Origin of the sequence: Streptomyces luomodiensis, assembly GCF_031679605.1 — a bacterium.
GTDB classification, from domain to species: Bacteria; Actinomycetota; Actinomycetes; order Streptomycetales; family Streptomycetaceae; genus Streptomyces; species Streptomyces luomodiensis.
In genome coordinates, this window is record NZ_CP117522.1 from 7,300,117 (window position 1) to 7,323,892 (window position 23,776).

18 protein-coding genes are annotated in these 23,776 nt (G+C 74.1%); 9 read left to right on the forward strand and 9 right to left on the reverse strand.

Annotated features, from left to right (window positions below; translation table 11 throughout):
* The first annotated feature begins 109 nt into the window (after positions 1–109).
* Positions 110–1,582: a protoporphyrinogen oxidase gene (gene hemG / locus PS467_RS30820; RefSeq protein ID WP_311037941.1), complete on the forward strand. Its 1,473-nt coding sequence runs from the start codon at positions 110–112 to the stop codon at positions 1,580–1,582.
* A gap of 4 nt (positions 1,583–1,586) precedes the next feature.
* The gene (gene hemQ, locus PS467_RS30825) at positions 1,587–2,303 is read left to right on the forward strand and encodes a hydrogen peroxide-dependent heme synthase (protein WP_268974943.1); all 717 of its coding nucleotides are present in this window, start codon (positions 1,587–1,589) and stop codon (positions 2,301–2,303) included.
* Positions 2,304–2,370: 67 nt separating this feature from the next.
* Here hemQ and PS467_RS30830 read toward each other — a convergent pair whose 3' ends face one another.
* The 3 genes from PS467_RS30830 to PS467_RS30840 form a co-directional block, all read right to left on the reverse strand.
* Entirely contained in the window at positions 2,371–4,215 is a 1,845-nt protein-coding gene (locus PS467_RS30830; protein WP_311037942.1) for an alpha/beta hydrolase, read from the reverse strand.
* A gap of 715 nt (positions 4,216–4,930) precedes the next feature.
* A complete protein-coding gene (locus PS467_RS30835; protein WP_311037943.1) occupies positions 4,931–5,992 on the reverse strand; it encodes a TIGR04222 domain-containing membrane protein in 1,062 nt (353 codons plus the stop codon).
* Positions 5,993–5,997: 5 nt separating this feature from the next.
* The gene (locus tag PS467_RS30840) at positions 5,998–7,458 is read right to left on the reverse strand and encodes an MbnB/TglH/ChrH family RiPP precursor modification enzyme (protein ID WP_311037944.1); all 1,461 of its coding nucleotides are present in this window, start codon (positions 7,456–7,458) and stop codon (positions 5,998–6,000) included.
* 300 nt (positions 7,459–7,758) lie between these two features.
* Here PS467_RS30840 and PS467_RS30845 point away from each other — a divergent pair, with 300 nt between their 5' ends.
* On the forward strand, positions 7,759–9,810 hold the full coding sequence (locus tag PS467_RS30845; RefSeq protein ID WP_432280656.1) for a transglycosylase domain-containing protein: 2,052 nt from the start codon (positions 7,759–7,761) through the stop codon (positions 9,808–9,810).
* Between the two features lie 101 nt (positions 9,811–9,911).
* Here PS467_RS30845 and PS467_RS30850 read toward each other — a convergent pair whose 3' ends face one another.
* Both PS467_RS30850 and PS467_RS30855 read right to left on the reverse strand, forming a co-directional pair.
* Positions 9,912–11,210 (reverse strand): polysaccharide deacetylase family protein, encoded by a 1,299-nt coding sequence (locus PS467_RS30850; protein ID WP_311040006.1) that lies wholly within the window; start codon positions 11,208–11,210, stop codon positions 9,912–9,914.
* Positions 11,211–11,311: 101 nt separating this feature from the next.
* The gene (locus tag PS467_RS30855) at positions 11,312–12,709 is read right to left on the reverse strand and encodes a hypothetical protein (protein WP_311037945.1); all 1,398 of its coding nucleotides are present in this window, start codon (positions 12,707–12,709) and stop codon (positions 11,312–11,314) included.
* A gap of 152 nt (positions 12,710–12,861) precedes the next feature.
* Between PS467_RS30855 and PS467_RS30860 the strand changes: the two genes are divergently transcribed.
* Both PS467_RS30860 and PS467_RS30865 read left to right on the forward strand, forming a co-directional pair.
* Positions 12,862–14,145 carry a molybdopterin-dependent oxidoreductase gene (locus PS467_RS30860; protein ID WP_311037946.1) on the forward strand — a complete coding sequence of 428 codons (1,284 nt, stop codon included), beginning with the start codon at positions 12,862–12,864 and terminating at the stop codon, positions 14,143–14,145.
* Between the two features lie 29 nt (positions 14,146–14,174).
* A complete protein-coding gene (locus PS467_RS30865) occupies positions 14,175–14,741 on the forward strand; it encodes a hypothetical protein (RefSeq protein ID WP_432280764.1) in 567 nt (188 codons plus the stop codon).
* 435 nt (positions 14,742–15,176) lie between these two features.
* Here PS467_RS30865 and PS467_RS30870 read toward each other — a convergent pair whose 3' ends face one another.
* From PS467_RS30870 to PS467_RS30880, 3 genes are all read right to left on the reverse strand, one after another.
* Positions 15,177–15,935 carry a methyltransferase domain-containing protein gene (locus tag PS467_RS30870; protein ID WP_311037948.1) on the reverse strand — a complete coding sequence of 253 codons (759 nt, stop codon included), beginning with the start codon at positions 15,933–15,935 and terminating at the stop codon, positions 15,177–15,179.
* Positions 15,932–16,555, reverse strand: coding sequence for a TIGR04282 family arsenosugar biosynthesis glycosyltransferase (locus PS467_RS30875; RefSeq protein ID WP_311040007.1), 624 nt, complete (start codon positions 16,553–16,555; stop codon positions 15,932–15,934). The genes PS467_RS30870 and PS467_RS30875 overlap by 4 nt, the downstream gene beginning before the upstream one ends.
* Positions 16,556–16,764: 209 nt before the next feature.
* On the reverse strand, positions 16,765–17,487 hold the full coding sequence (locus PS467_RS30880) for a glycosyltransferase family 2 protein (RefSeq protein WP_311037949.1): 723 nt from the start codon (positions 17,485–17,487) through the stop codon (positions 16,765–16,767).
* 116 nt (positions 17,488–17,603) lie between these two features.
* On the opposite strand from PS467_RS30880, the gene PS467_RS30885 reads away from it, so the two are divergent.
* Together PS467_RS30885 and PS467_RS30890 are read left to right on the forward strand one after the other, a co-directional pair.
* Entirely contained in the window at positions 17,604–18,497 is an 894-nt protein-coding gene (locus PS467_RS30885) for a response regulator transcription factor (protein ID WP_311037950.1), read from the forward strand.
* Positions 18,490–19,605, forward strand: coding sequence for a sensor histidine kinase (locus PS467_RS30890; RefSeq protein WP_268974954.1), 1,116 nt, complete (start codon positions 18,490–18,492; stop codon positions 19,603–19,605). Before PS467_RS30885 ends, PS467_RS30890 begins: the two co-directional genes overlap by 8 nt.
* Positions 19,606–20,429: 824 nt before the next feature.
* On the opposite strand, the gene PS467_RS30895 is transcribed toward PS467_RS30890, so the two are convergent.
* The gene (locus tag PS467_RS30895; protein WP_311037951.1) at positions 20,430–21,482 is read right to left on the reverse strand and encodes an NAD-dependent epimerase/dehydratase family protein; all 1,053 of its coding nucleotides are present in this window, start codon (positions 21,480–21,482) and stop codon (positions 20,430–20,432) included.
* Between the two features lie 309 nt (positions 21,483–21,791).
* Between PS467_RS30895 and PS467_RS30900 the strand changes: the two genes are divergently transcribed.
* Entirely contained in the window at positions 21,792–22,706 is a 915-nt protein-coding gene (locus PS467_RS30900) for a class I SAM-dependent methyltransferase (RefSeq protein ID WP_311037952.1), read from the forward strand.
* 229 nt (positions 22,707–22,935) lie between these two features.
* The gene (locus PS467_RS30905; protein WP_311037953.1) at positions 22,936–23,679 is read left to right on the forward strand and encodes a glucose 1-dehydrogenase; all 744 of its coding nucleotides are present in this window, start codon (positions 22,936–22,938) and stop codon (positions 23,677–23,679) included.
* Positions 23,680–23,776: the final 97 nt, after the last annotated feature.

The following is a 23,776-nucleotide window of genomic DNA, read 5'->3' on the forward strand; positions in this document are numbered from 1 at the left end:
GCGGCCTCGCGTCGCCCGCGCGGACCCCTCTCAAGGGACCTGCGGACCCCTCTCGAGGGACCTGCGGACCCCTCTCAAGGGCCCCGGGGGCGAGTGAGAGAGTGGGGGCATGAGAGCGGCGAACACCCCGGGGACGGAACGCACCGGCCATGTCGTGGTCATCGGCGGCGGCATCGCGGGGCTGGCGGCGGCCCACCGGCTGCTGGCCGGCGGGGCGCGGGTGACGGTCCTGGAGGCGTCGGGGCGGCTCGGCGGCAAGCTGCGCGCGGGGGAGATCGAGGGCGTACCGGTCGACCTCGGCGCCGAGTCGATGCTCGCCCGCCGCCCGGAGGCGGTCGAGCTGGCGCGCGCCGTGGGCCTCGGCGACCGGCTTCAGCCGCCCGCGACCGCGACCGCCTCCCTCTGGACGCGCGGCGGGCTGCGCCCGATGCCCAAGGGGCATGTGATGGGCGTCCCCGGCGATCTGGCGCCGCTGGCCGCGTCCGGGGTGATCTCGGAGGAGGGGCTGGCCCGGATCGCCCGTGACCGGGAGCTGCCGCCCACACCGGTGGGCGAGGACGTGGCGCTCGGCGAATTCATCGCGGCGCGGCTCGGCCGCGAGGTGGTGGACCGGCTGGTGGAACCGCTGCTGGGCGGGGTGTACGCGGGCGATGTGTACCGCACCTCGATGCGTGCGTCCGTCCCCACCCTCTTCGACGTGGCCCGCTCGGCCCGCCCGCTGACCGAGGGCGTCCGGGAGCTGACCGAGCGCGCCGCGCGACGGCAGGACGGCCCAGTGTTCATGGGCATCGACGGCGGGATCGGCCGGCTGCCGCTCGCGGTCGCCGACGCCGTACGGGCCGCCGGCGGGGAGATCCGCACCGAGGCGCCCGTGCGGGAGCTGCGGCGCACCGCCGACGGCTGGACCGTCGCCGTGGACGGCGCGGACGGCCCGCCGGTGGTGGCGGCCGACGCGGTGGTGCTGGCGGTTCCCGCGCCCGCCGCCGCCCGGCTGCTGACCGGCCTCTCCCCGGTCGCCTCCGCCGAGCTGGCCACCGTCGACTACGCCTCCATGGCACTGGTCACCATGGCCTTCCGCCGTGACGCGATCCTCGGCGTGGACGCGCTCGCCGAGCGCAGCGGCTTTCTGGTGCCGCCGGTGGACGGCCGGACGATCAAGGCGGCGACGTTCTCCAGCCGGAAGTGGGGCTGGCTGCGGGACGCCGACCCCGATCTCTTCGTGCTGCGTACCTCGATCGGGCGGTTTGACGACGAGGCGGATCTGAAGCGGGACGACGCCGACCTGGTAAGGATGTCGCTCGCCGATCTCGGCGAGGCCGTCGGCCTGACGGCCCGGCCCGTGGCGACCCGGGTGGACCGCTGGGACGGCGGGCTGCCCCAGTACCCGGTGGGCCATCTCGACCGGGTGGCCCGCATCCGCGCCGAGGTCGCCAAGGTGCCGGGGCTGGCCGTGTGCGGGGCGCTCTACGACGGCGTGGGCATCCCGGCGTGCGTCGGCAGCGGCCGTAAGGCGGCCGATGAACTGCTGGGCACCCTGGCGGCCACCCTGGAGCCGGGCTCCGGAGCCGGAGAGCGAGAATAGGGTCATGACTGCTGCTCCTGAGAAGACTCCCAACGCCGGTAAGAAGGCCAAGGACCTCAACGAGGTCATCCGCTACACCCTGTGGTCGGTGTTCCGGCTGCGCGATGTGCTGCCGGAGGACCGCACCGGCTACGCCGACGAGGTCGAGGAACTCTTCTCCCAGCTCGCCGCCAAGGACGTCACCGTGCGCGGCACCTACGACGTGTCCGGGCTGCGCGCCGACGCGGACGTCATGATCTGGTGGCACTCGGAGACCTCCGACGCCCTCCAGGAGGCGTACAACCTCTTCCGCCGCACCCGGCTGGGGCGGGCCCTGGAGCCGGTGTGGTCCAACATGGCGCTGCACCGCCCGGCCGAGTTCAACAAGTCCCACATCCCGGCGTTCCTCGCGGACGAGAACCCGCGCGACTACGTGAGCGTGTACCCGTTCGTCCGCTCCTACGACTGGTACCTGCTGCCCGACGAGGACCGCCGCCGGATGCTCGCGGACCACGGCAAGATGGCGCGCGGCTACCCCGATGTGCGCGCCAACACGGTCGCGTCCTTCTCGCTCGGCGACTACGAGTGGATCCTGGCCTTCGAGGCGGACGAGCTGCACCGGATCGTCGACCTCATGCGCCATCTGCGCGGTTCCGAGGCGCGTCGGCACGTGCGCGAGGAGGTGCCGTTCTTCACCGGGCGGCGCAAGGAGGTCTCCGAGCTCGTCGCCGGTCTGGCCTGACGGGTTCCCTGACGCTCACGGCGGGACGGCCGGACGGCCGTCCCGTCCCGGTTGTCCCGTACCCGCCTTACGGCGTGCCCGGGAGCGCGGCCGGCTGCTTGCCGGACTCGGGCAGCGGGGCCGGTTCCGGCAGCGGTTCGGGCTCCGGGCGCGGGGCGCAGAAGGCGGACCGGCCCGGGGTCCGCCCGGTCAGCAGATAGGTGTCCACATGGCGGTTGACGCAGTCGTTCGGGCCGCCCCACAGACCGTGGGTGCCCGCCTTCCGCTCGGTCACCAGCGAGGAGCCGGGCAGCCGGTGCCACAGTTCCTTCGCCCCCGCGTACGGCGTGGCCGCGTCCCGCTCCGCTGACAGCAGCAGCACCGGCGGCAGCGCCGCGCGTTCCTGCCGGGGACCCACGGCTTCCACGGACCCCACATCGACGGGGCGGCCGTGCTTCAGCGGCCAGAAGGCGCACGGCAGGTTCATCGCCACGTTGTTCCAGGTCTCGAAGGGCGCGCGGCGGGCGAGGGCGGTGTTGTCGCGGTTCCAGGTGGCCCAGGCGTGCGGCCAGGGCGCGTCGTTGCACTCCACGGCGGTGTAGACGGCGCTGCCGTTCTCGTCGGCGGCCGCCTGTGCCGGATCGGGCGCGGCGAGCGCGATCAGCGGCTCGGGGTCACCGAGCAGATAGGCGGCCAGCGCCCGTGCGGACGGATCCCAGTAGGCGTCGTTGTAGCCGGTCCGCAGGAACGCGTTCTGGAGCTGGGCGGTGCCGATGACCCCGCCCGCCGGTTTCCGCCCCAGCCGCCGCCGCGCCTTCTCGTAGGAGGCGAGCACCCGGTCCGCGGTGCGGCCCAGGTGGTAGACGGCGTGGTGCCGGGCGACCCAGCGGCGCCAGTCCCGCCAGCGCCGTTCGAAGGCGACCGACTGGTCGAGGTTGTCGCGGTACCAGATCTGCCGGGGGGCGGGGTTGACCACGCTGTCGAAGACCATCCGGCGCACCCGCCCGGGGAAGAGCGTGGCGTAGACGGCTCCGTAGTACGTGCCGTACGAGGCGCCCACGAACGTGAGCCGCCGCTGGCCCAGCGCCGCGCGCAGCACCTCCAGGTCACGGGCGTTGTTCAGCGTGGTGTAGTGCGCGAGGGCGCGCCCCGAGCGGCGCGTACAGCCCCGTACGTAGGCCCGTGCCCGCGCCACCAGCCGCCGTTTGAACGCGGCGGTGGGATGCGGCGGGGAGCTGGTCGGCGCCTTGGCGTGGGCCGACGGCCGCCGGCAGGACAGCGGGGCGGACCGGCCCACGCCGCGCGGGGCGTAGCCGACGAAGTCGTAGGCGGCGGCCAGGCGGCGGAAGGCGTCCTCGGCCGCGTACTCCGGGAACGCCATACCGGAGGCACCCGGTCCGCCGGGGTTGTAGATCAGCGCGCCCTGCCGCCGCGCCGTGGGGCCGGTGGCCCGGACCCGGCTGACGGTGAGGGCGATGTGCTTGCCGCGGGGACGGGTGTAGTCGAGCGGTACGGAGACCTTTCCGCAGGTGATGGGGGCGGCCAGCTGCTCGGCGCGGGGACAGCGGCGGAAGGTGACACCGCGCTGCGCCGCGCGCCGGGCGGCGAGCGCCACCCCACGGGCCGCGGCCGCGCCGCCGGGCGGGGCGGCTGAGGCGGCTGAGCCGGACCAGGCAGACCAGCCGGGCGCGGCAGGCGCGGTGGGGGCGGCGGGGGCCGAACGGGGCGCGGTGGCGGCCGGGGCGGTGAGGGGCACGCCCGCCGCACCGGCAGGGGCCGGGACGGACCAGGTGGTCGCGGCGGTGGCCGTCGTGGCGGCGCGGACGGCGGGCGCGGCGAGCGGGCGGCCGGTGGCGGGCGTCGCCAGCAGGGCGCTCATGGTCAGCGACAGGGACAGCGGTCCGAGGATGCCGTACAGCGGTGCTGCTCTCACCGGCCCCTCCCTTCGTGCATCGCGCCGGACCTCCGGGCATCGCGCAGACCTTCCCGCATCACGCAATGATTCGGGCATCACGCAATGAAAGGGATATTTGGTGCGGCGGATGGTCATGTAAAGCACCGGGCCGCGGTGTCGGGGTCAATGACCCCAATGCGCCTTCAGCGCCGCGCGCAGCGCCGGGTCGGGGAGGGCGGCCGGGCCGCGCAGTGCGAGGGCGGTGAGCAGCTCGCCGTCGGTGCCGTCGCCCGCACCGCCGCCGGAGCGCTGGGCGGCGGCCCGCCGCGGGGGCGTGCCGGGTCTGCTGGGTGTGCTGGGCCCGCCGGGCGTGCTGGGTCTGCTGGGCGTGCTGGGCCCGCCGGGCGTGCTGGGTCTGCTGGGTGTGCTGGGTGTGCTGGGCCCGCCGGGTGTGCCGGGGCCGCCGGGCCTGCTGGGCCCGCCGGGTGTGCCGGGGCCGCCGGGCCTGCTGGGCCCGCCGGGTGTGCCGGGGCCGCCGGGCCTGCCGGGCCCGCCGGGTGTGCCGGGGCCGCCGGGCCTGCCGGGCCCGCCGGGTGTGCCGGGGCCGCCGGGCCTGCCGGGCCCGCCGGGTGTGCCAGACCTGCCGGGCGTGCCGGGCTCGCCGGGCGTGCCAGACCTGCCGGGCCTGCCGGGCCTCTCTAACCCGCCGGGCCGGGGGGACCCGGACGGGGATGCGGCCCGTGGCTGCGGCGGCTCACCCTCCGCCGCAGCCGCCGCCCCCGCCGCCTCCGCCGCAGCCGCCTCCGCCGCCGCAGCCGCTGCCTCCACCGCCCCCACCGCACGAGGAGCCCCCGCCCCCGCCTCCGCCCCCGCCACAGGACGAGCCGCCGCACGAGGAGCCTCCGCAGCCGGAGCCGCCGCCACCGCACCACGATCCGCCGGCGGAGCAGGAGGAGGTGCCCGGGGAGGTCGAGGCCCCGCCGCCGGCCGGGGAGGCCACGGTGCTGGTCGCCTTCTGCGCCTCCAGCAGGTGGTCCCGCAGCGCCGGCTCGCCGACCAGCGCGGCCGCCCCGGTCAGCGCGACCACGACGGCCACGGGGACCGCCGCGCCCTGTCCGGCGGACAGGGCGTGCCGTCCGCGCTGTTCGAAGACCTCCCTCCGGTACGCCGAGACCCCCGACTCCTTCCGGTAGACCGCCAGCGCCCGCTTCCCGGCCGCGGTCAGCCGGCGCTTGCTCGCCTTGACGCAGGCGCCGCCGACGACGAAGCCGGCGAACAGCCCGGGGACGAGCTTGAAAATCAGCGGCACCCCGTGGCCGTCCGTGGCGGAGATGGTCATCACGAAGCCCAGGAACGTGGCCACGAAGCAGAGCCCGAGCTGGAGCTGTGCCAGTCCGTGCCAGAAGCGGAGGGCGTCCGGCGGCACCATCAGCCCGCGCCGGGCCAGCCGGTCACCGATCACCTGCACCGCCCGGCTGCGCATCAGCTCCCGGCGCAGCCAGTGCAGCGCGCCGTGCGGGGAGCGCGCGCACAGCCGCAGCACCTCCTCCTCGACCGGACCGCGGGCGACCTGCCGCCGTACCGAGAGGACGCCCGGCCCGCCGACCGCCAGCCGTCCGTCCGCGTACATCTCGCTGATCACGGTGTCGGCCACCCGGCCCGGACCCCCCGCCAGGAACGCCGCCTCCAGCAGGTCGTGCGCCCGGTCGCCCACCGGTTCCGTGGCCACCTTCCCCCGGGCCGTGGCCGTGCCCGCGATGAGCGCCGTCGAGAAGACGGCCACCGCCGCGTAGAACAGGATCACCGCCGTGTTCACGCCGCTCACCGCCCGCTCAGCGCGAGCCGGACCCGGCGGGCCAGCCGGGCCGCCGGATGGGCCGCCAGGGGCGCGGGGCCGGACCGCTCCCGCCACCAGAGCGTCAGCTCGCGCCGCGCCGCCGGGTCGTCGGGCCGGTCGTCCGCCAGCAGATGCTCGGCGAACGACAGCGCGTCGCGGCGGTAGCCGCCGGTCATCGGGCGGCCGTCGGCGTACCGCGCGAACGCCGTACGGTAGCCGCCGCCCAGGATCTCCGGCAGCTCCGGGGCCACCTTGGCGACCACGGACGCGCGCTTGGCGGTCAGCGCCGCGGTCTGCACCCGCAGCCGCCGCCGGTCGAAGCCCTCCGGCGCCGGGGTGCCCGCGACCAGCGCGGACAGCAGCGCGGTCTGGGCCAGCGCCAGCCGCTCACGGACGGCGTCCGGCACGGGGCCGCCGGGCGCGGGGGCGGTGACGGCGGAGCTGATGGCGGCGGTGGCGGCGGAGGTCCGCACCGGAGCGCGGCCTGCCGTCACCGCGCGGCCCGCTTCGGCGGCGCCCGCCGTCGTCACCGGGCGCGCCGCTTCCGGGGCGTCCGCCGTCGTCACCGGGCGCGCCGCATACGAGGCGCCCGCCGCATCCGAGGCGCGCGCCGCGTCCGAGGCGCCCGCCGTCGTCACCGCGCGGATCGCGTCCAGCTCGCCCGCCAGTTCCCCGGCCGCCGGGAAGTCCTCGTCGCGCTCCAGCAGCACGCCGGGCGGCGTCGTACGGGCGCACAGCTCGGCGAGGACGTCGAGGACCGGCTGGGTCACCGGATGGGCGTGGCTGTCGTGCCACACCCCGTCCCTCTCCACCCCGCCCGCCACATGGACGTAGGCGATCGCCGACGTGGGCAGCTCGTCCAGCGCCTTGGCCGGGTCCTCGCCCCGGTTGACGTGGTTGGTGTGCAGATTGGCCACGTCGATGAGCAGCCGCACCCCGGTGCGCTCCACCAGCTCGGCCAGGAACTGACCCTCGGTCATCTCCTCACCGGGCCAGGAGAACAGCGCCGCGATGTTCTCCACCGCCAGCGGCACCGGCAGCGCGTCCTGCGCGATGCGCACGTTCTCGCACAGCACGTCCAGCGCGTCACGGGTCCGCGGCACCGGCAGCAGATGCCCGGCCTCGATGACCGGTGACGCGGTCCGCGGCCCCCCGGCCCTGACGAACGCGATGTGCTCGGTGACCAGCGGCGAGCCCAGTGCCTCGGCCCGCTCGGCCAGTGCCCGGAGGCGGTCCGGGTCGGGCCGCTCGGCTCCCCCGAGGCCGAGCGACACCCCGTGCGGGACCACCGTGGTCCCGCGCTCGCGCAGCCGACGGAGCGCGTCCGGCACATGGTCGGGGCAGACGTTCTCCGCCACCACCTCCACCCAGTCGATGCCGGGCAGCCGCGCGATGTCTTCGGCGATCTCCGGGCGCCAGCCGATTCCGGTACCGAGGCGCACCATGGCTCCCCCTCCTCGTTCCGTACCGCGTCCCCCGCGGTGTGTTCTCGCGTGCCGGGGTGATGACCCCTCGGAGGGAGGACGAATCCCCCGGCCGTCCGGTTCAGAGGTTCATTTGAGCTTCAGGGCGTAACGCGGGAGGTCCCGGGTGGGCGGTGTCGCTGAATATGGCCACTGTTACAAAAATTTGGGGCCCTATGACGACAGACGTTCGGACGGGAAAATAGGATCGGTCTGGTCTGGGGGATGGAAGATCACACCTGTATGCCGCGCCCGCGCGCGGAGCGAGCGTGGGGGAAACACGTGCTGGGCAGCGACAACGCCATGGGGAAGCACCGCAAGCACCGCAGCAGGCCGCCTTCGAGGAGCCGGGGGAGGCGGCTGCGCCGCTGGGCGGCCGCGCACGTCCGGCTGGACTACCCCCGGGCGGGGCGGCGGGGGGTGCGGCGTTGGCTGCCGTCGTGGCGTCAGATAGCCCTGTTCTTCCTGTTCTGCCTCGGCAGTCTGACCGGTCTGCTGAGCTATCTCTACCTGCAGACCGACATCCCCAAGAACCTCAACGACTTCGCCACCCAGCAGGACAACGTCTACTACTGGGCCGACGGCACGGAGATGGCCCGCACCGGTCCGGTCAACCGGCAGGAGGTGCCGCTGGACAGGGTGCCGGAAAAGGTCCAGTGGGCGGTGCTCGCCGCCGAGAATGCCAGTTTCTACTCCGACAGCGGGGTGTCCCCGAGCGGGCTGATGCGGGCCGTGACCCGGATGGTGACGGGCGGTGAGACCCAGGGCGGCTCCACCATCACCCAGCAGTACGTGAAGAACGCCTACCTGAATCAGCGCCAGACCTTCTCCCGCAAGCTCACCGAGATGTTCATGGCCATCAAGCTGGACGACCGGATGAGCAAGCGGGAGATCCTCCAGCGCTATCTCAACACCAGCTGGTTCGGGCGCGGCAGTTACGGCATTCAGCGGGCCTCGTACGCGTACTACGGCAAGGACGTCTCGGAACTCAACGCGAGCGAGGGCGCGCTGCTCGCCTCGCTGCTCAAGGGCGCCGGCACATTCGATCCGACGCTCAGCGCCAAGAACCACAAGCGGGCGGTCGAACGCTGGAAGTGGGTGCTGGACCGGATGGTCGACATCGGCCGGCTCTCCAAGGCCGAGCGGGCGCGCTATACGACGTTCCCCGAGCCCCAGCCGGAGCCCAAACCGGTCGGACTCACCGGTCAGGTCGGCTATCTGGTGGAGACCGCCAAGGCGTATGTGAGCTCCCACACCGATGTCTCCGACGCCGATTTCGACCTGGGCGGCTATCAGATTCACACCACCTTCGAGAAGTCGAAGGTGGACGCGCTCACCAAGGCGGTGAACGAGACCCGGGGCAAGCTCGACCCCGAGCGGCGCCCGGAGGACCGCAATGTGCGCATCGGCGCCGGCTCGGTGGCTCCGGACGGTGCCATTCGCGCGCTCTACGGCGGCCCCGGCTACCTCAAACAGGGGTTCAACGACGCGAACGCCTCCAATGTCCCGGCCGGCACCTCCTTCACTCCCTTCGTCTACGCCGCCGCGCTGCGCGACGGGGTGCTGTTGGAACGCAACGGGGCTCGGACGCCTGTGACGCCCTCGACGCTCTACGACGGCGACAACAAGGTCGCCGTGCATACGCCCGAGGGGCCGTACTGGGACCGCAGCGGCAAGATCGTGCGGGCCACCAACGACGGTGACGTGTCCTATGGGCAGGTCACGCTGCGCCAGGCGATCGTGCAGTCCATCAACACCCCGATGATGCAGCTGGGCATGGACGTCGGCCTGGACGAGGTGCGGCGGGCGTCCATCGACGCGGGGCTGCTGCCCAGCAGCTTCGGCGAGCGGGTGCCCGCGTTCTCGCTCGGCACCGCGACCCCCAGCTCCATCCGTATGGCGAGCGCCTACGGGACCTTCGCCGCCGGCGGTACGCACAATCCGCCCTACTCGGTGAGCGGGCTCACCCACGGCGGGGAGAAGGTGGAACTGCGCAAGGACCGTGCCAAGCGGGCCTTCAGCGCCGAGGTCGCGGCGGAGGTGGACGACGCGCTGCGCGGTGCGGTCCAGAGCCCGTCGGGTGCGGCGCACGGGGCCGCCGTGGCCGGGGAAGAGGTGGCCGGTAAGGGGGGCACGGCGCAGGACGGCACCTCGGCCTGGTTCGTCGGCTACACCAAGGAGCTGTCGACGGCGGTCTCGCTGTCCCGGCTGGACCCGAAGACCCAGGAGCTGATGCCGCTGGAGGGGTTGGGCGGGGAAGGCGCCGCCGACTCGGGAGACACCTACCCCCTGGACATCTGGAAGAGCTATATGACGGACCGGACGGCGGAATAGGACCGGTCGGCGGAACAGGATCGAACGGCGGAATAGGACGAGGCGGCGGAACAGGACCGAAGGGCGGAACAGGGCCGGGCGGTTCGGGCCCGAGCGGAACGCTATTCGGTCTTGGTGTACGTCGACCAGTCCGGCGATTGCGCCGGGTCCAGCATCCGCAGCTTCTCCAGCACCTTCGGGTCCTGGGCGTCCAGCCAGTCGGCGAGCTGCTTGAACGACACGCACCGCACACCGTCGCGGCGGCATACGCTCCTCATCACGTCCTCGATGGCCTGCATATAGATGCCGCCGTTCCAGGTCTCGAAGTGATTTCCGATGAACAGCGGTGCCCGGCTGCCGTTGTAGACCCGCTCGAAGCCGTTGAGATAGCCCTGGCGGGTCAGCCGCTCCCACTCCGGGTATTTCGCCGGATCGCCCTCGGTGCTGTCACCGGACTGGTTGTAGAGGAAGTTGAAGTCCATCGACAGGACCTGCTTCTCGCTCTCCGGGTACGGCACCAGCTGTAGCGGGAAGTTCCAGATTCCGTCGACCTTGGACGGCCAGAGCTGGAAGTCGCCCGGGGAGCTCGCGTCATAGCGCCAGCCCATGGATTTGATGGCCGGGATCAGCGTCTTCTGACCCTCCAGGCACGGGGCGCGCCCGCCGACCAGTTCCACGTCGTAGTCGAACGGCAGCGGTTCGATGTCGGTGAAGCCGGTGTTGGTCTTCCAGTGCTTCACAAATGAGTACGCCTGTTCCGTCTCGCTCTTCCACTCCTGGGTGGACCAGTCCTCGCCGCCCTTGGCGTCGCAGAAATGGCCGTTGAAGTGGGAGCCGATCTCATTGCCGTCCAGCCAGGCCCCGCGCAACTGCTCCAGGGTCTCCCTGATGTGCTCGTCGGTGGGGAAGGAGATGGCGGCCGAGCCCCGCTTGTGCTGCGGCGGCTGGTAGAGGTCGCTCTTCGACTTGGGCAGCAGATACATGCCGCTCAGGAAGAACGTCATCGTGGCGTCGCTCTCCTTGGCGACCTGGCGGAAACGGGAGAAGAGGTGGTCGTCGTTCTCCAGCGCGCCGTCCCAGGAGAAGACCACGAACTGTGGCGGTTTCTCACCGGGTTTGAGCTTCTCCGGCTTGAGCTGGTGCGGCTGCGGCCCGGTGTAGGACGTGGAGGCGTCCCCGAGCACCTTGACCTTGCCGTCCCAGTCGGCGTACTTGTCCTTCTTCTTGGCCTCTTTGGGGACCCGGTCCGACTTGGGGGACGCCGCGACGGCCGGGAGATCCTCGCCCGGGGCCTCGCTCGTGTCCCCGCGCGAGGTGAGGGCTATCAGCAGCGCCACCACCACGGCCACGGCCGTCAGCGCGCCTATGGGCGCGGCAACGCCATAGGCGTTCTTCGCGTGTAAAGCCTTCAACGCCTTCATGATCTTCAGCGCCTTCACGGGTCCCGCCCCCTGGCAACAGTACAGATGTACGTCCCCCCTAGTATCACAGAAGTATCACGTGCTCTTCACACGGGTCTCCGTCACCAACCGGTCAACAGCAGATGATTGACGGCCAGTGCGAGACACGCCTGGGCCAGAAGCCATCGGCGTCGGTCGTCAGCGGGCAGCAGCGCGGTGGTGGGCAGCAGCCAGAGGAGGAAGGGAAGCCAGATGCGCTCCGTCTCGGCCTTGCTCATCCCGGACAGGTCGGCCACGGCGAGCGCGAGCAGCGCGGCGAAGGTCAGCACGACGAGCCCGTCCGGGGCGTTGGCCCCGCCCCGGCGCTGCCGCCGCAGGACATCGGGCACCGCCGCGAGCATACGCCGCACACCCGCGACCCCGGCCGGGCCGGCGACCACCGTCGCGACGGCCAGGTTGGCCCAGACCCAGTACCCGTAAGGTCGTTCCGAGGCGACGCCCTGGTAGTAGCGCGTCACCAGCAGGGAGTAGCCCTCCCACCACCGGAACCCGGCCGCGGTGAACGCGCCCGCCACCGCCGCCACCCCCGTCAGCGCGAAGGGCAGCGGCCGCGCGGTGCGGGCGAGCAGCAGCACGGCGACGGCGGGCAGCGCGAGCAGCGTCAGCCCGTAGGAGAGATAGACCGTCAGCCCCAGCAGCAGTCCGGAGCCGAACGCGACGGCCCGGGGCGCCCGGACCGTACGCGTCGCCGCGAGCGCCAGCAGGGCGAGCCCCCAGGCCGCGATGGCCGCGAACCAGCCATCGGCCGAGGCGCCCGCCCAGACCGCCCCGGGCGCCAGGACCAGGAACGGGGCGGCCGCGCGGGCGGCGTGCTCCCGCCCCAGCGCGCGCAGCGTGACCAGGACCGCGACCGCCGCCGAAGCGCCCACGGTGATACAGAAGGCCCCCGCCCAGCCACCCCCGCCCAGGCCGAACCGGTCCAGGGCCACGAAGGTGAGCACGGCGCCGGGTGGATGGCCGGCGATATGCGCGGGCCAGTGGTCGGGCTGAGTGAGCAGGATGTGGCCGGTGAAACCGCGCAGGGCGGCGCCGATGTCGTGGAACCGGTCGACACCGCGCAGATACTCGTGGCGCGTGGTCAGCCGCTCCGCCACCCCCCGGTGCCATCCGTCGACCAGCGCCAGGGACCAGGTCCAGGCCATGGCAGCGGCCCACACCGCCCCCAGCAGCCCGCGCCACGGCAGCCGCGCCGCGAGCCGCGGCCCGTGGACGACGACCGCGGCGGCGACGGCCAGAGCGGCGGGCGTGCCCGGACCCACGTGGGGGAGCCAGTCGGCGTACAGCGGCGCCCAGTCGACGTACAGGGAGTGATCGGCCCGCTGGATCAGGGTGCCGACGACGGCGGCGACGGCGAAGAGCACGGCGGCGGCGGAGGCGGCGAGCACGTCCCACCGGCGGCCGGTCCGTGCGGCGTCCTCGTCGGCCCGGGTGGCGCTGGCGCTGCGCAAGGGGAGTTTCACGACGTCACGCTACGTCGCGGAGCCCGCTGTCGGGCCGCCGCGCCATGCGCCGTCATCGAACCGTCAGATCCTCGTGGCCAGGCGGGCGACGTCACCGTTTCGTCATGGCGGCAAGGCCCCGGAACGCGGTTCGGCGGTCCTACGGTCAAGCCATGAGCCACCGCCCCCACACCGACCGCAACCGTCCCGCCCTATGGCGGAGCCCGCTCCGCGGCCCCTGGCTGACCTCCGTCTTCGGCCTGGTCCTGCTCGTCGGCATCCCCGTGCTCTTCGTGACCGGTCTGCTGTCGTACGCGGCCTACAACCCCGATCTGTCCCCGGTCAACGACGAGACCCCGGACAAGGGGCTGCTCGGCTTCTACCTCTTCTCCTGGCCGACCCGCCCCTCCTGGCTCTACCGCGTCACCCAGGGCGTGCACGTCACCCTCGGCATCGTGCTCGTGCCGGTGCTGCTGGCGAAGCTGTGGTCGGTCATCCCCAGACTCTTCGCCTGGCCGCCGGTGCGGTCGGTCGGGTACGCGCTGGAGCGGATCTCGCTGCTCGCGCTGGTCGGCGGCGGGCTGTTCGAGTTCGTGACCGGGGTGCTCAACGTCCAGCTGGACTACGTCTTCCCCGGGTCGTTCTACCCGCTCCACTTCTACGGGGCATGGATCTTCATGGCGGCCTTCGTGGTCCATGTGGCGCTGCGCCTGCCGCGTATGGCGCGGTCGCTGCGCGGCCGCGACCTGCGGGCGGAACTGCGCACGCCGGTGTCGGCCACCCGGCCGGAGCCGCCCGACGACACCGGCTTGGTCAGCCCGCGCCCGGCCGCGCCGACCATGTCCCGGCGGGGCGCGCTCGCGATGGTCGGCACCGGCTCGTTCGCGCTGCTGGTGGTGACGGCCGGGCAGAGCATCGGCGGCCCGCTGCGCACCAGCGCCCTGCTCGCCCCGCACGGGCGCGACCCGGGACGGGGGCCGAACGGCTTCCAGATCAACAAGACCGCCGTGGGGGTCGGCATCCGCGCCCGTGACATCGGGCCCGGCTGGCGGCTGGTGGTGCGGGGCGCGACCGGCCGCGAAACCGTCCTCACCCGGCAGCAGCTGCTGCGGCTGCCGGGACACGGCGCGGCGCTGCCCATCGCCTGTGTGGAGGGCTGGTCCACGTCCGACCAGCGGTGGGAGGGGGTACGGCTGACCGACCTCGCCGCGCTGGTGGGACATGCCGACCGGCCGCCGAAGGTCCTGGTGGAGTCGGTGCAGCGGCACGGTTCCTTCCGCAGCGTCGTCCTGAGCGACACCCAGGTCCGCGACCCGCGCTCACTGCTGGCCCTGAAGGTCAACGGCGCGGACCTGTCGCCGGACCACGGCTATCCGGCGCGGATCATCGTGCCGGGGGCGCCGGGGGTGCACAACATCAAGTGGGTCGGCCGGCTGACGTTCGGGGAGAGGGCATGAGGGGACTGGTGCGCGTTCTTATGCCTCTCATGCCGGGGCTGCGGCGGGGCCTTGGGCGGGGCCTGCGGGGTGGTCTCCGGGGCATCCGGTGGGGTGTGCGGCGGGGGCACGGCGGCGCGCCGCTGCGACTGCCGCTGCTGCTGGCCTCCTTCGCGCTGACCGCGTACGCGGGGATCAGGCTGCTGCGCGGCGACTGGTTCGGCATCCTGCTCTGGCTGGTGGGCGCGGCCGTCCTGCACGATCTGGTGCTGCTGCCGCTGTACGCGCTCGCGGACCGGGCCGTGCGCGCCGCGCTCCCGGCCCCGGCCTCGTGGATCAACCACGTACGGGTGCCGGCCTTCGTCTCCGGGCTGTTGCTGCTGGTGTGGTTCCCGCTGATCCTCGGCCGGGAGGAGCGCCGTTACGAGCACGCGACCGGGCTGACCGCCGGCGTCTTCTGGCCGCGCTGGCTGCTGATCACCGCGGGGCTGTTCGCCGTCTCGGCCCTGTGGCTGGCGATCCGGGTGTGGTGGCGCCGCCCGCGGCGCCGCCGTCGGGCCGGGGCGGAGGATCCGCGGAAGCCCGCCGCAGGCCCCGTACGGCCCCACCGGCCGTGACCGCGGCCACCGGCCACCGCGTACCCCAGCGTCCCGATCCACGTACCGGCCTCGCGGCCTGACGGGTGCCCAGGCGGCGGACCGTCCACGCGGCGGCGGCGAAGAGCGCCCAGGCGGTGGCGTACGTACCTGCCGGAAGGTCAGGATCAGGACGGCGACGAGCGAGCCGAGCGGCGCGGCGAGGACGAGCGGCGCGATCCACGGGTGGGCTCCGCGCGCCCGCGCGTCCGCGCGGGCGGGGCGGGGCGCGCCGCCGGGCGGCGCCCGGCCGGGCCTCGCGGTGGTGCGCCGCAGCGGTCGGCCGGTGGCTGAGGGGCCGGGCCGGTCCGCCGACCCATCAGCCATCGGCCACCGGCCGGTTCGCCGGGGCAGCTGGCCGGTGCGCCGAAGCAGCTGGCCGGGCGTCAGGAGACCGCGGGACCGTGTGGGCACGGCTCAGCGCTCCGTGGCGGATCGGGGTCCGGGCGGTGTGCGGCGGAGCGCCATGAAGCCGCGGTCCTGCGCGGTCCACTGCTCGGCCGGGGCCCAGCCGGCCGTGCGTGCGTGGTGCAGCAGGGCCGGGATGCCGACCCGGGCCCAGGGGAAGGCCGTGCCCACTCCGCCCCGCCCGTCGTCCACGCGTACGCGCACCCGCTCGTCCACATCGGCCGCGGCCGCCTCCACCAGCAGCAGCCCGCCGGGGACGATCAGCTGGGCGACGCGCGCCAGCAGGGCCCGCGGATCGCCGCCGATGCCGATGTTGCCGTCGATCAGCAGCGCCGTGCCCCAGCGTCCCTCCCCGGGCAGCGGTTCGAAGACCGAGCGGCACAGCGCGGGCCCGCCCGCACGGAGCGTACGGGCGACGGCCGCCTGGCTGACGTCGATACCCAGGCAGGGGCGGCCCAGCAGGGCCAGCGCGGCCACCAGCCGGCCGGGTCCGCAGCCGATGTCGAGCGTCGGGCTCTGACATCGCCGCAGCACGGTCCGGTCGGCCGCGTCGGGGTCGGCACACCAGCGTTCGACGTCCAGGGGCAGCATCCAGCCGTCGGCGCGGCGCAGGAACAGCGGTCCTCGGCCCGCGCGCAGCGCTCGGACGTAGGGGTCGGCGTGCCATGGGGCGCCCGCGCGGCGGGAGGGAGCCCGCTCGCGCACCGACGCTTCGCGCACCGGCTCTCCGCGCACCGATCCGTTGTGCACCGACTCGGCCGTGCTCATCGCGCAGAGGCCCGGGACAGCCGGGCGAGGGTCCGGGCGAACCGCCCGCCCGGGGCGTCGGCCGCCACGCGCTCGGCGTCCTCGGCCGTGTCCACGTCGCGCAGCACCGGCAGGTCGCCCACCCGCAGCCCCGCGTCGGTCAGCCGGCGCCGCTGTGCGGCACCGGTCGCGGCGGTGGACATCGGCACGCCCCGCAGCAGACCGGGGTCCGGTTCCGCCAGGCCCAGGGCCCAGAAGCCGCCGTCGGCGGCCGGGCCGAACCAGGCGTCGCGGTCCTGCCAGCCGTCCGTGCCCAGCGCGGGGGCGAGGAGAGCCGGGGTGACCTGCGGAGTGTCCATGCCGATCAGCAGGGTGGGGCCCTGGCAGGCGGCGAAGGCCGCGGCGAGCCGTTCGTCCAGACCGCCGTCGCACTGCCGCACCACCTCGAAGCCCGGCGGCAGCCACGGCCCGGGGTGTCCGTCGAGCACCAGCACCCTGCGGTGGGCGGGCATCGTGAGCGCGGCGTGCAGGGTGTCGGTGAGGGCCGCCTCGGCGAGCGAGGCGGCCTCGGCGAAGGTGTACGGGGGAGCGAGTCTGGTCTTCACCCGCCCTGGGATGGGTTCTTTGGCGATGACGAGCAGGGTCGTCCTGCCTGCGGGAGCCGCCGGGGAGGCGGAACCGACGGCGACGACGGGCCCGGAACCGGAAGCGGTATCAGGTCCGGCGCCGGGGCGGTCCGGTACCGGGGGAGCCGGGTCCGGTGCCGGGGGAGCCGGGTCCGGTGTCCTGGGTGCCGGGTCCGGTGCCGGGGGGACCTCCGCCGCGTGCGCGCCCTCGCGTGGCGCGGCGCTCACCGCGCGGCCCGAGGGGTGGCGGCCAGGTCGCGGACCACCGGCGGCTGGCGCAGCACGGCCCGCATATCGCGCACCGTCTGCCAGGTGCCCCGCCAGGTGCCGGTGACCTTCGACTTCCCGGTGCGCGGCCGGTACGGCACGTCCCGCTCCGCGATCCGCCAGCCCGCGTCCGCGGCGCGCACGACCATCTGCAGTGGGTAGCCGCTACGGCGATCGGTGAGGCCGAGGGCGAGCAGCGGTTCGCGCCGGGCGGCCCGCAGGGGGCCGAGGTCGCCCAGCGCGAGGCCGGTGCGCCGGCGCAGCATGCGGGTGAGCGCGATGTTGCCGAGCCGGGCGTGCACCGGCCAGGCCCCCCGCTCCCGGGGCCGTCGCCGTCCCAGCACGAGGTCGGCACCGCCCGCCTCGACGGTCCGCACGAAGGCGAGCAGCAGCCCGGGGTCGAGCGAGGCGTCGCAGTCGCAGAAGCAGACGATGTCGGCCTCGGCGGCGAGCAGTCCGGCGTGGCACGCGGCCCCGAAACCACGGCGGGGCTCGTGCACGACGGTGGCGCCATGGGCGCGGGCGATCGCGGCCGAGCCGTCCGTGGAGCCGTTGTCGACGACGATCGCGCGCCAGCCGTCGGGGATGCGGGCCAGCACCCAGGGCAGGGCGGCGGCCTCGTCCAGACACGGCAGGACGACGTCCGCGGAGGGGGTGGAGGAGTTCGTCACCCGCACCACACTACGAAGAAGAAAGCGACATTCCGGGCTTCAGGTTCTTACGAAACACGGACGTCGGCCAGGCCGCGGGTTCCCGACCGGCCCCGGCGACCGCTCCCGGTGCCACGCTGTACGGCATGGAACAGAACCCACCAGCCGGCCGGGTGCTCGTCGTGGACGACGACCCGACCGTGGCCGAGGTCGTCGCCGGATACCTCGGCCGGGCCGGTTTCGCCGTGGACCGGGCCGCCGACGGCCCCGGCGCGCTCGCCCGCGCCGCCGCCCGCCGGCCGGACCTGGTCGTCCTCGACCTGATGCTGCCCGGTATGGACGGGCTCGAGGTGTGCCGCGCGCTGCGGGACCAGGGCCCGGTGCCGGTCATCATGCTCACCGCCCGCGGCGACGAGGAGGACCGGATCCTCGGCCTGGAGATCGGCGCGGACGACTACGTCACCAAGCCGTTCAGCCCACGGGAGCTGGTGCTGCGGGTGGAGTCGGTGCTGCGCCGTGGCCGGACCGGTCCGCACGGCTCCGCCTCGTCCGCCACCGCCCGGGACGGTGTGGCGCACCGGGCCGGGATCACCCTCGACCCGCTGGCCCGGCGCGCCACCCGGGACGGCCGGGAACTCGCGCTGACCGTGCGCGAGTTCGACCTGCTGGCCTTTCTGGTGCGCCACCCGGGGGTGGCCTTCACCCGCGAGGAGCTGATGCGCGAGGTGTGGGGCTGGGACTTCGGTGATCTGTCCACCGTCACCGTCCATGTGCGGCGGCTGCGCGGAAAGGTCGAGGACGATCCCGCCGCGCCCCGGCTCATCCAGACCGTGTGGGGCGTCGGCTACCGCTTCGACACCCCGCCCGAGGCCGATGGCGACGGACACGACGAGCGACGGGGCGGTGGACGGGACGAGGGACGGGGCGGCGGACGGGACGAGGGACGGGGCGAGCGGCGGGGCGTCGGACGGGACGAGGGACGGGACGAGGGACGGGACGAGCGGCGGGGCGTCGGACCGGGGCGGGGCCGCGATGCGTGATGTGTTCCTGATGGCGGCGTTCGCCTTCCTCGGCGCCGCGGCGGCCGGTCTGCTGGGCGCGTTCGCGCTGCGGCTGGTGCGCGGCCGTTCGGTCGCGGTGTCCCTGACCGTCGTCGCCGCCGTCGCGGTCACGGCGATGCTCACCGGCACGCTGGCCGTCGCCTGGGCGATGTTCCTGTCCCCGCACGACCTGACGGTGGTCACCACCGTCTGCGCCATGGCCGCCGTGGTGTCCCTGGCGACCGCGCTGCTGCTGGGCCGCTGGGTGGTGGCGCGCAGCAACGCGCTGGCGCTCGCCGCCCGCTCCTTCGGGGACGGCGGAAGCTTCGCCGCCCCCGACGGCCAGGCCACCGCCGAACTCGCGGCGCTCGGCCGTGAACTGGCCGCCACCAGTGCCAAGCTCGCCGCCTCCCGTGAGCGTGAGCGAGCCCTGGAGTCCTCCCGCCGGGAGCTGGTCGCGTGGATCTCCCACGATCTGCGCACCCCGTTGGCGGGGCTGCGCGCGATGTCCGAGGCGCTGGAGGACGGGGTGGCCCCGGACCCGGCCCGCTACCTCCGCCGGATCCGCACCGAGGTGGACCGGCTGAACACGATGGTCGGCGACCTCTTCGAGCTCTCCCGCATCCACGCCGGAGCGCTGTCCCTCGCCCCCACCCGGATCTCCGTCTACGACCTGGTCGGCGACGCCCTGGCCGGGGTCGATCCGCTCGCCCGCGAGCTGGGCGTCCAGGTGATCGGCGGCCGTGTGGACCCCGTTCCGGTGGAGGTCGACGGCAAGGAGATGACCCGTGTGCTCGGCAATCTCCTGGTCAACGCCGTCCGCCGCACCCCGGCGGACGGCACGGTCGCGGTGGCCGCCGAGCGCGAGGCGGACACCGTCGTGCTGTCGGTCACCGACGGCTGCGGCGGGATACCGGAGGAGGACCTTCCGCGCGTCTTCGACACGGGCTGGCGCGGCAGCCACGCCCGCACACCCCCGGCGGGCGCCGGTCTGGGCCTCGCCATCGTCCGGGGCATCGTGGAGGCCCACGACGGACAGGCCGCGGTCCGCAACGTCGAGGGCGGCTGCCGCTTCGAGGTCCGCCTCCCCGCCGCCACCCCCACCTGAGCGCCTGCGAGAGGACCCGCCGTCCGGTGTGCCGCGTGGGGGTCTGCCGTCGGGTGTGCCACGGGAGGGTCTGTCGTCGGGTGCCCCGCGCGAGGGTCTGCCGTCGGGTGTGCCGGGTCAGGGTCTGCCGTCGGGTGTGCCGCGTGGGGGTCTGCCGTCGGGTGTGCCGCGCGAGGGTCTGCCGTCGGGTGTGCCGCGTCGGGGTCTGCCGTCGGGTGCCCCGCGCGAGGGCCGCCGTCCAGCGCCCCGCGTCAGGGTCTGCCGTCCAGCGTGCCGCGCGGGGGGTCTGCCGTCGGGTGCCCCGTGCGAGGGTCTGCCGTCCGGTGTGCCGCGTCGGGGTCTGTCGTCCGGTGTGCCGCGTGGGGGTCTGTCGTCCAGCGTTCGCGCGGGGGTCCGCCGTCGGGTGCCCCGTGCGAGGGTCCGCTGTCCAGCGCCCGCGTCTGGGTCTGCCGTCGGGTGCCCCCGCGCGAGGGTCCGCTGTCCAGCGTGCCGGGTCAGGGTCTGCCGTCGGGTGCCCCGTGCGAGGGCCGCCGTCCAGCGCCCCGCGCGGGGGCCGCCGTCCAGCGCCCCGCGTGAGGATCCGCCGTCCAGCGTGCCGCGCCAAGGCCCGCTGTCCAGCGCCCCGCGTCAGGGTCCGCCGCCGAAGGGGGCGCCCCTCCCGTCGCCTGCCACGGGGGCGCCCTGGGGCTCCGCGCCCCTGGCGCCCGCGCGGCCCCCGCTCAGACCCCCGCGCGCCGTGGGGCGTGAGGGGAACTCAGACTCCCGCGCCGTGGGGCGTGGGGGGGGGGACTCAGGCTCCCGCGTGTCGTGGGACGTGGGGGAACTCAGACTCCCGCGCGCTGTGGGGCGTGGGCGAACTCGGTCATGCCCTCGGTGAAGGGGACCGCCGCGTGCCAGCCCAGCGCCTCGCGGATCCGCCGCGACGACGCGGTGATGTGCCGTACGTCGCCCAGCCGGTATTCGCCCGTCACCACGGGCGCCGGGCCGCCGAACGCCGTGGCCAGGGCCGCGGCCATCTCGCCCACCGTATGGGGGTCGTCGCTGCCGGTGTTGTACGCGGTCAGCGCGGACGGGGCCACCGCCTCCGGCGCCGCCTCCAGGGCGGCGACGTTGGCCGCGGCCACGTCCCGGACATGGACGAAGTCGCGGCGCTGGCCGCCGTCCTCGAAGACCGTGGGTGCCTCGCCGCGCGCCAGGGCCGAGCGGAAGAAGGAGGCGACCCCCGCGTACGGGGTGTCGCGCGGCATCCCCGGCCCGTACACATTGTGGTAGCGCAGCGACACCGCACGGCCGCCCACCGACCGGGCCCAGACCGCCGCCAGATGCTCCTGGGCCAGCTTCGTGGTCGCGTACACATTGCGGGGATCGGCCGGTGCGTCCTCCGCCACCCGACCGGGCCGCAGCGGCGTGCCGCACTCCGGGCAGCCGGGTTCGAAGCGGCCCGCCGCGAGATCCGCCTCGGCGCGCGGACCGGGACGGACCCGGCCGTGCCGGGGGCAGTCGTAGCGCCCCTCCCCGTAGACGACCATCGACCCGGCCAGCACCAGCTCGCGCACCCCGCGCTCGGCCATCGCCGCCAGCAGCACCGCCGTGCCCAGGTCGTTGCAGCCCACGTAGGCCGGGGCGTCCGCGAAGTCCTTGCCGAGTCCGACCATCGCCGCCTGATGGCATACGGCGTCCACCCCGCCCAGCGCCGCGGTCACCGCCTCCCGGTCCCGCACATCGGCGTGGAGCCACTCCCCGTCCACGGGAGGCGGCGCCGGATGGGCGGCCGGCAGCAGGGCGTCGAGGACGACCGGCTCATGGCCGTGATCGATGAGGGCGGTGACGATGTGCGAGCCGATGAAGCCCGCACCTCCGGTGACCAGTACGCGCATGGGGAGGACGCTAGGCCCGAGCGGGCGGCGGGGCATGCGTCCGCGCCGGGCCGTCACCGCTCCGTAAGACCTTATGGCGGAGGCGTGGTCACAGAATGGTCACAAGAGGGACGGCCCGGCGTTGCCTTCCACTGCGACCGTGGCGCCCGTTCGCGTCTCCCGGGACCTCGTTCGCGTCCCCGGGGCACCGGACACGTCCACCGACGCGTCCACCCGACGCATCCACCGGACAGGTCCACCGACACATCCACCCGACACATCCACCGACACGTCTCTCCCGACCGCCGCCACCGACGAACAGAGAGCCACATGACGGTCACCACCGCCCCCGCGGCCCAGCGTCCCCGCAGCCTCAACGACGTCAAGGGCTGGTTCCCCAGCCTCGACCAAGTGCTGTTCGACCGCTTCCTGAGCCGTCAGGAGCGCCTCGGACAGCACGGGGACCTGATGGAGATGGGCGTCTACATGGGCAAGAGCGCCATCTTCACCGCCGCCTATCTGCGGTCGCACGAGCGGTTCACGGTCTGCGACCTCTTCGACGGGGAGGCGCCGGACGAGAAGAACGCGGCGGAGGCGCGCAAGTCGTACTCCACCCTGACCCGCACCGCCTTCGAGCAGAACTACCTGGCGTTCTGGAACGAGCTGCCGTACGTCATCCAGGGCCCGACCTCCGTCGTGCCCGACCACGTCGGCGCGGACACCTGCCGCTTCATCCACGTGGACGCCTCGCATCTGTACGAGCACGTGGCGGGCGACATCGACACCGCGCACACCGCGCTGGTGCCCGACGGGCTCGTCGTCCTCGACGACTTCCGCTCCGAGCACACCCCCGGGGTGGCCGCCGCGGCCTGGGAGGCGGTGTTCACCCGGGGCCTGCGGCCCATCTGCCTGTCCACGCAGAAGCTCTACGGCACCTGGGGCGACCCGGAGCCGATCCAGGACGAGCTGCTCGCGGACGAGCAGTGGCGCAAGGGGATGCACACCAGCGTGCAGGAGATCGCGGGCCGGAGGGTGCTGCGGTTCTCCGGGAAACCCGCGAACCCGGCCGCGCCCCCGTCCCGCTACGCCCATGAGCCGCGCGACCCCGCCCCGGCGCCGCGCCCCGCCTCCACCGCACCGGGGCCCGCCGGCCCCGCCACGCGCCGTCCCACCACGGTCCGGCGGATCGCCGCCGACGTCCTCCCGCCGGTCGTCACCCGTGCGATCCGCCGCCGCAGGGGGTAGGGGGTAGGACCGCCCCCGGACCGGACTGTCGCACCGGGCCGCACCGGGCGGCACCGGGCGGCACCGGGCCGCACCGGGGCCCGTTCGTTATGCGATTCCTGTATGGCGGGGTGCGAAACAGGTCTTGGACGCCCCAGCCGGGACGGCTGTTGACTCGATGGTGTCCGGCCGGGACCGCCCGGCCGGGACGAGCATCACGAGCCGATTCCACAGATGGGGTGTGTCCGCCATGGGCAAGTACGACGGTAAGCATGTCGTGATCACGGGAGGCAGCAGCGGTTTTGGTCTGGCCACCGCCCAGCTGCTCGTGGACGAAGGGGCGCGCGTCCTGATCACCGGGCGAAACCAGGCCACGCTGGACGCCGCCCGCGACCAGCTCGGCGACAACGCGATCGCGGTCCGCAGCGACGCGGCGTCGCTGCCCGACATCGACGCGCTGGCCGACCGGGTGAAGGCCGAATTCGGCACGGTGGACGCCCTGTTCGCCAATGCCGGGGTCAACGGTTTCGCACCGTTCGAGGAGACCAGCGAGGAGCTCTTCGACCAGCTGCTGACCATCAACGCCAAGGGCCCCTACTTCACGGTGCAGAAGCTGGTTCCGCTGCTGGCCGAAGGCAGCGGCGTGGTGCTCACCACCTCGGTCGCGAACGTGCTGGGCCTGCCCGCGCTCAGCGCGTACGCGGCCAGCAAGGCGGCGCTGCGCTCCATGACCCGCGGCCTGGCCCGGGAGCTGCTCCCGCGGAAGATCCGCGTCAACGCGGTCAGCCCCGGCCCGATCGACTCCGGAATCCTGGAGAAGTCGATGCCCAAGGAGGCGGCCGAGCAGACGAAGGCCCAGATGGCCGCGGACAACCCGATGCTGCGCATGGGCACCCCCGCCGAGGTCGCCAGGGCGGTCGCGTTCCTCGCGTTCGACGCCACCTTCACCACGGGCGCCGAACTCGCCGTGGACGGCGGCGGCTCCCAGATCTGACCGCCCGTCCACCGTCCTTACCGCCGCCGCAGCGCCGGGTGGTCCGCCACCACCGTGCACGCGCGGCGGCGGTGGCGGAGTCGGAGACCGCGCATGC

Bases quoted from the DNA above. Each gene is read 5' to 3' on its own strand.
- PS467_RS30885 (WP_311037950.1), top strand. From the start codon at position 17,604: ATGGAACAGAACCCACCAGCCGGCCGGGTGCTCGTCGTGGACGACGAC.
- PS467_RS30850 (WP_311040006.1), bottom strand. From the start codon at position 11,210: ATGAAGGCGTTGAAGGCTTTACACGCGAAGAACGCCTATGGCGTTGCC.
- PS467_RS30890 (WP_268974954.1), top strand. From the start codon at position 18,490: ATGCGTGATGTGTTCCTGATGGCGGCGTTCGCCTTCCTCGGCGCCGCG.
- PS467_RS30905 (WP_311037953.1), top strand. From the start codon at position 22,936: ATGGGCAAGTACGACGGTAAGCATGTCGTGATCACGGGAGGCAGCAGC.
- hemQ (WP_268974943.1), top strand. From the start codon at position 1,587: ATGACTGCTGCTCCTGAGAAGACTCCCAACGCCGGTAAGAAGGCCAAG.
- PS467_RS30860 (WP_311037946.1), top strand. From the start codon at position 12,862: ATGAGCCACCGCCCCCACACCGACCGCAACCGTCCCGCCCTATGGCGG.
- PS467_RS30840 (WP_311037944.1), bottom strand. From the start codon at position 7,458: ATGGTGCGCCTCGGTACCGGAATCGGCTGGCGCCCGGAGATCGCCGAA.
- PS467_RS30895 (WP_311037951.1), bottom strand. From the start codon at position 21,482: ATGCGCGTACTGGTCACCGGAGGTGCGGGCTTCATCGGCTCGCACATC.
- PS467_RS30870 (WP_311037948.1), bottom strand. From the start codon at position 15,935: ATGAGCACGGCCGAGTCGGTGCACAACGGATCGGTGCGCGGAGAGCCG.
- hemG (WP_311037941.1), top strand. From the start codon at position 110: ATGAGAGCGGCGAACACCCCGGGGACGGAACGCACCGGCCATGTCGTG.
- PS467_RS30865 (WP_432280764.1), top strand. From the start codon at position 14,175: ATGCCGGGGCTGCGGCGGGGCCTTGGGCGGGGCCTGCGGGGTGGTCTC.
- PS467_RS30900 (WP_311037952.1), top strand. From the start codon at position 21,792: ATGACGGTCACCACCGCCCCCGCGGCCCAGCGTCCCCGCAGCCTCAAC.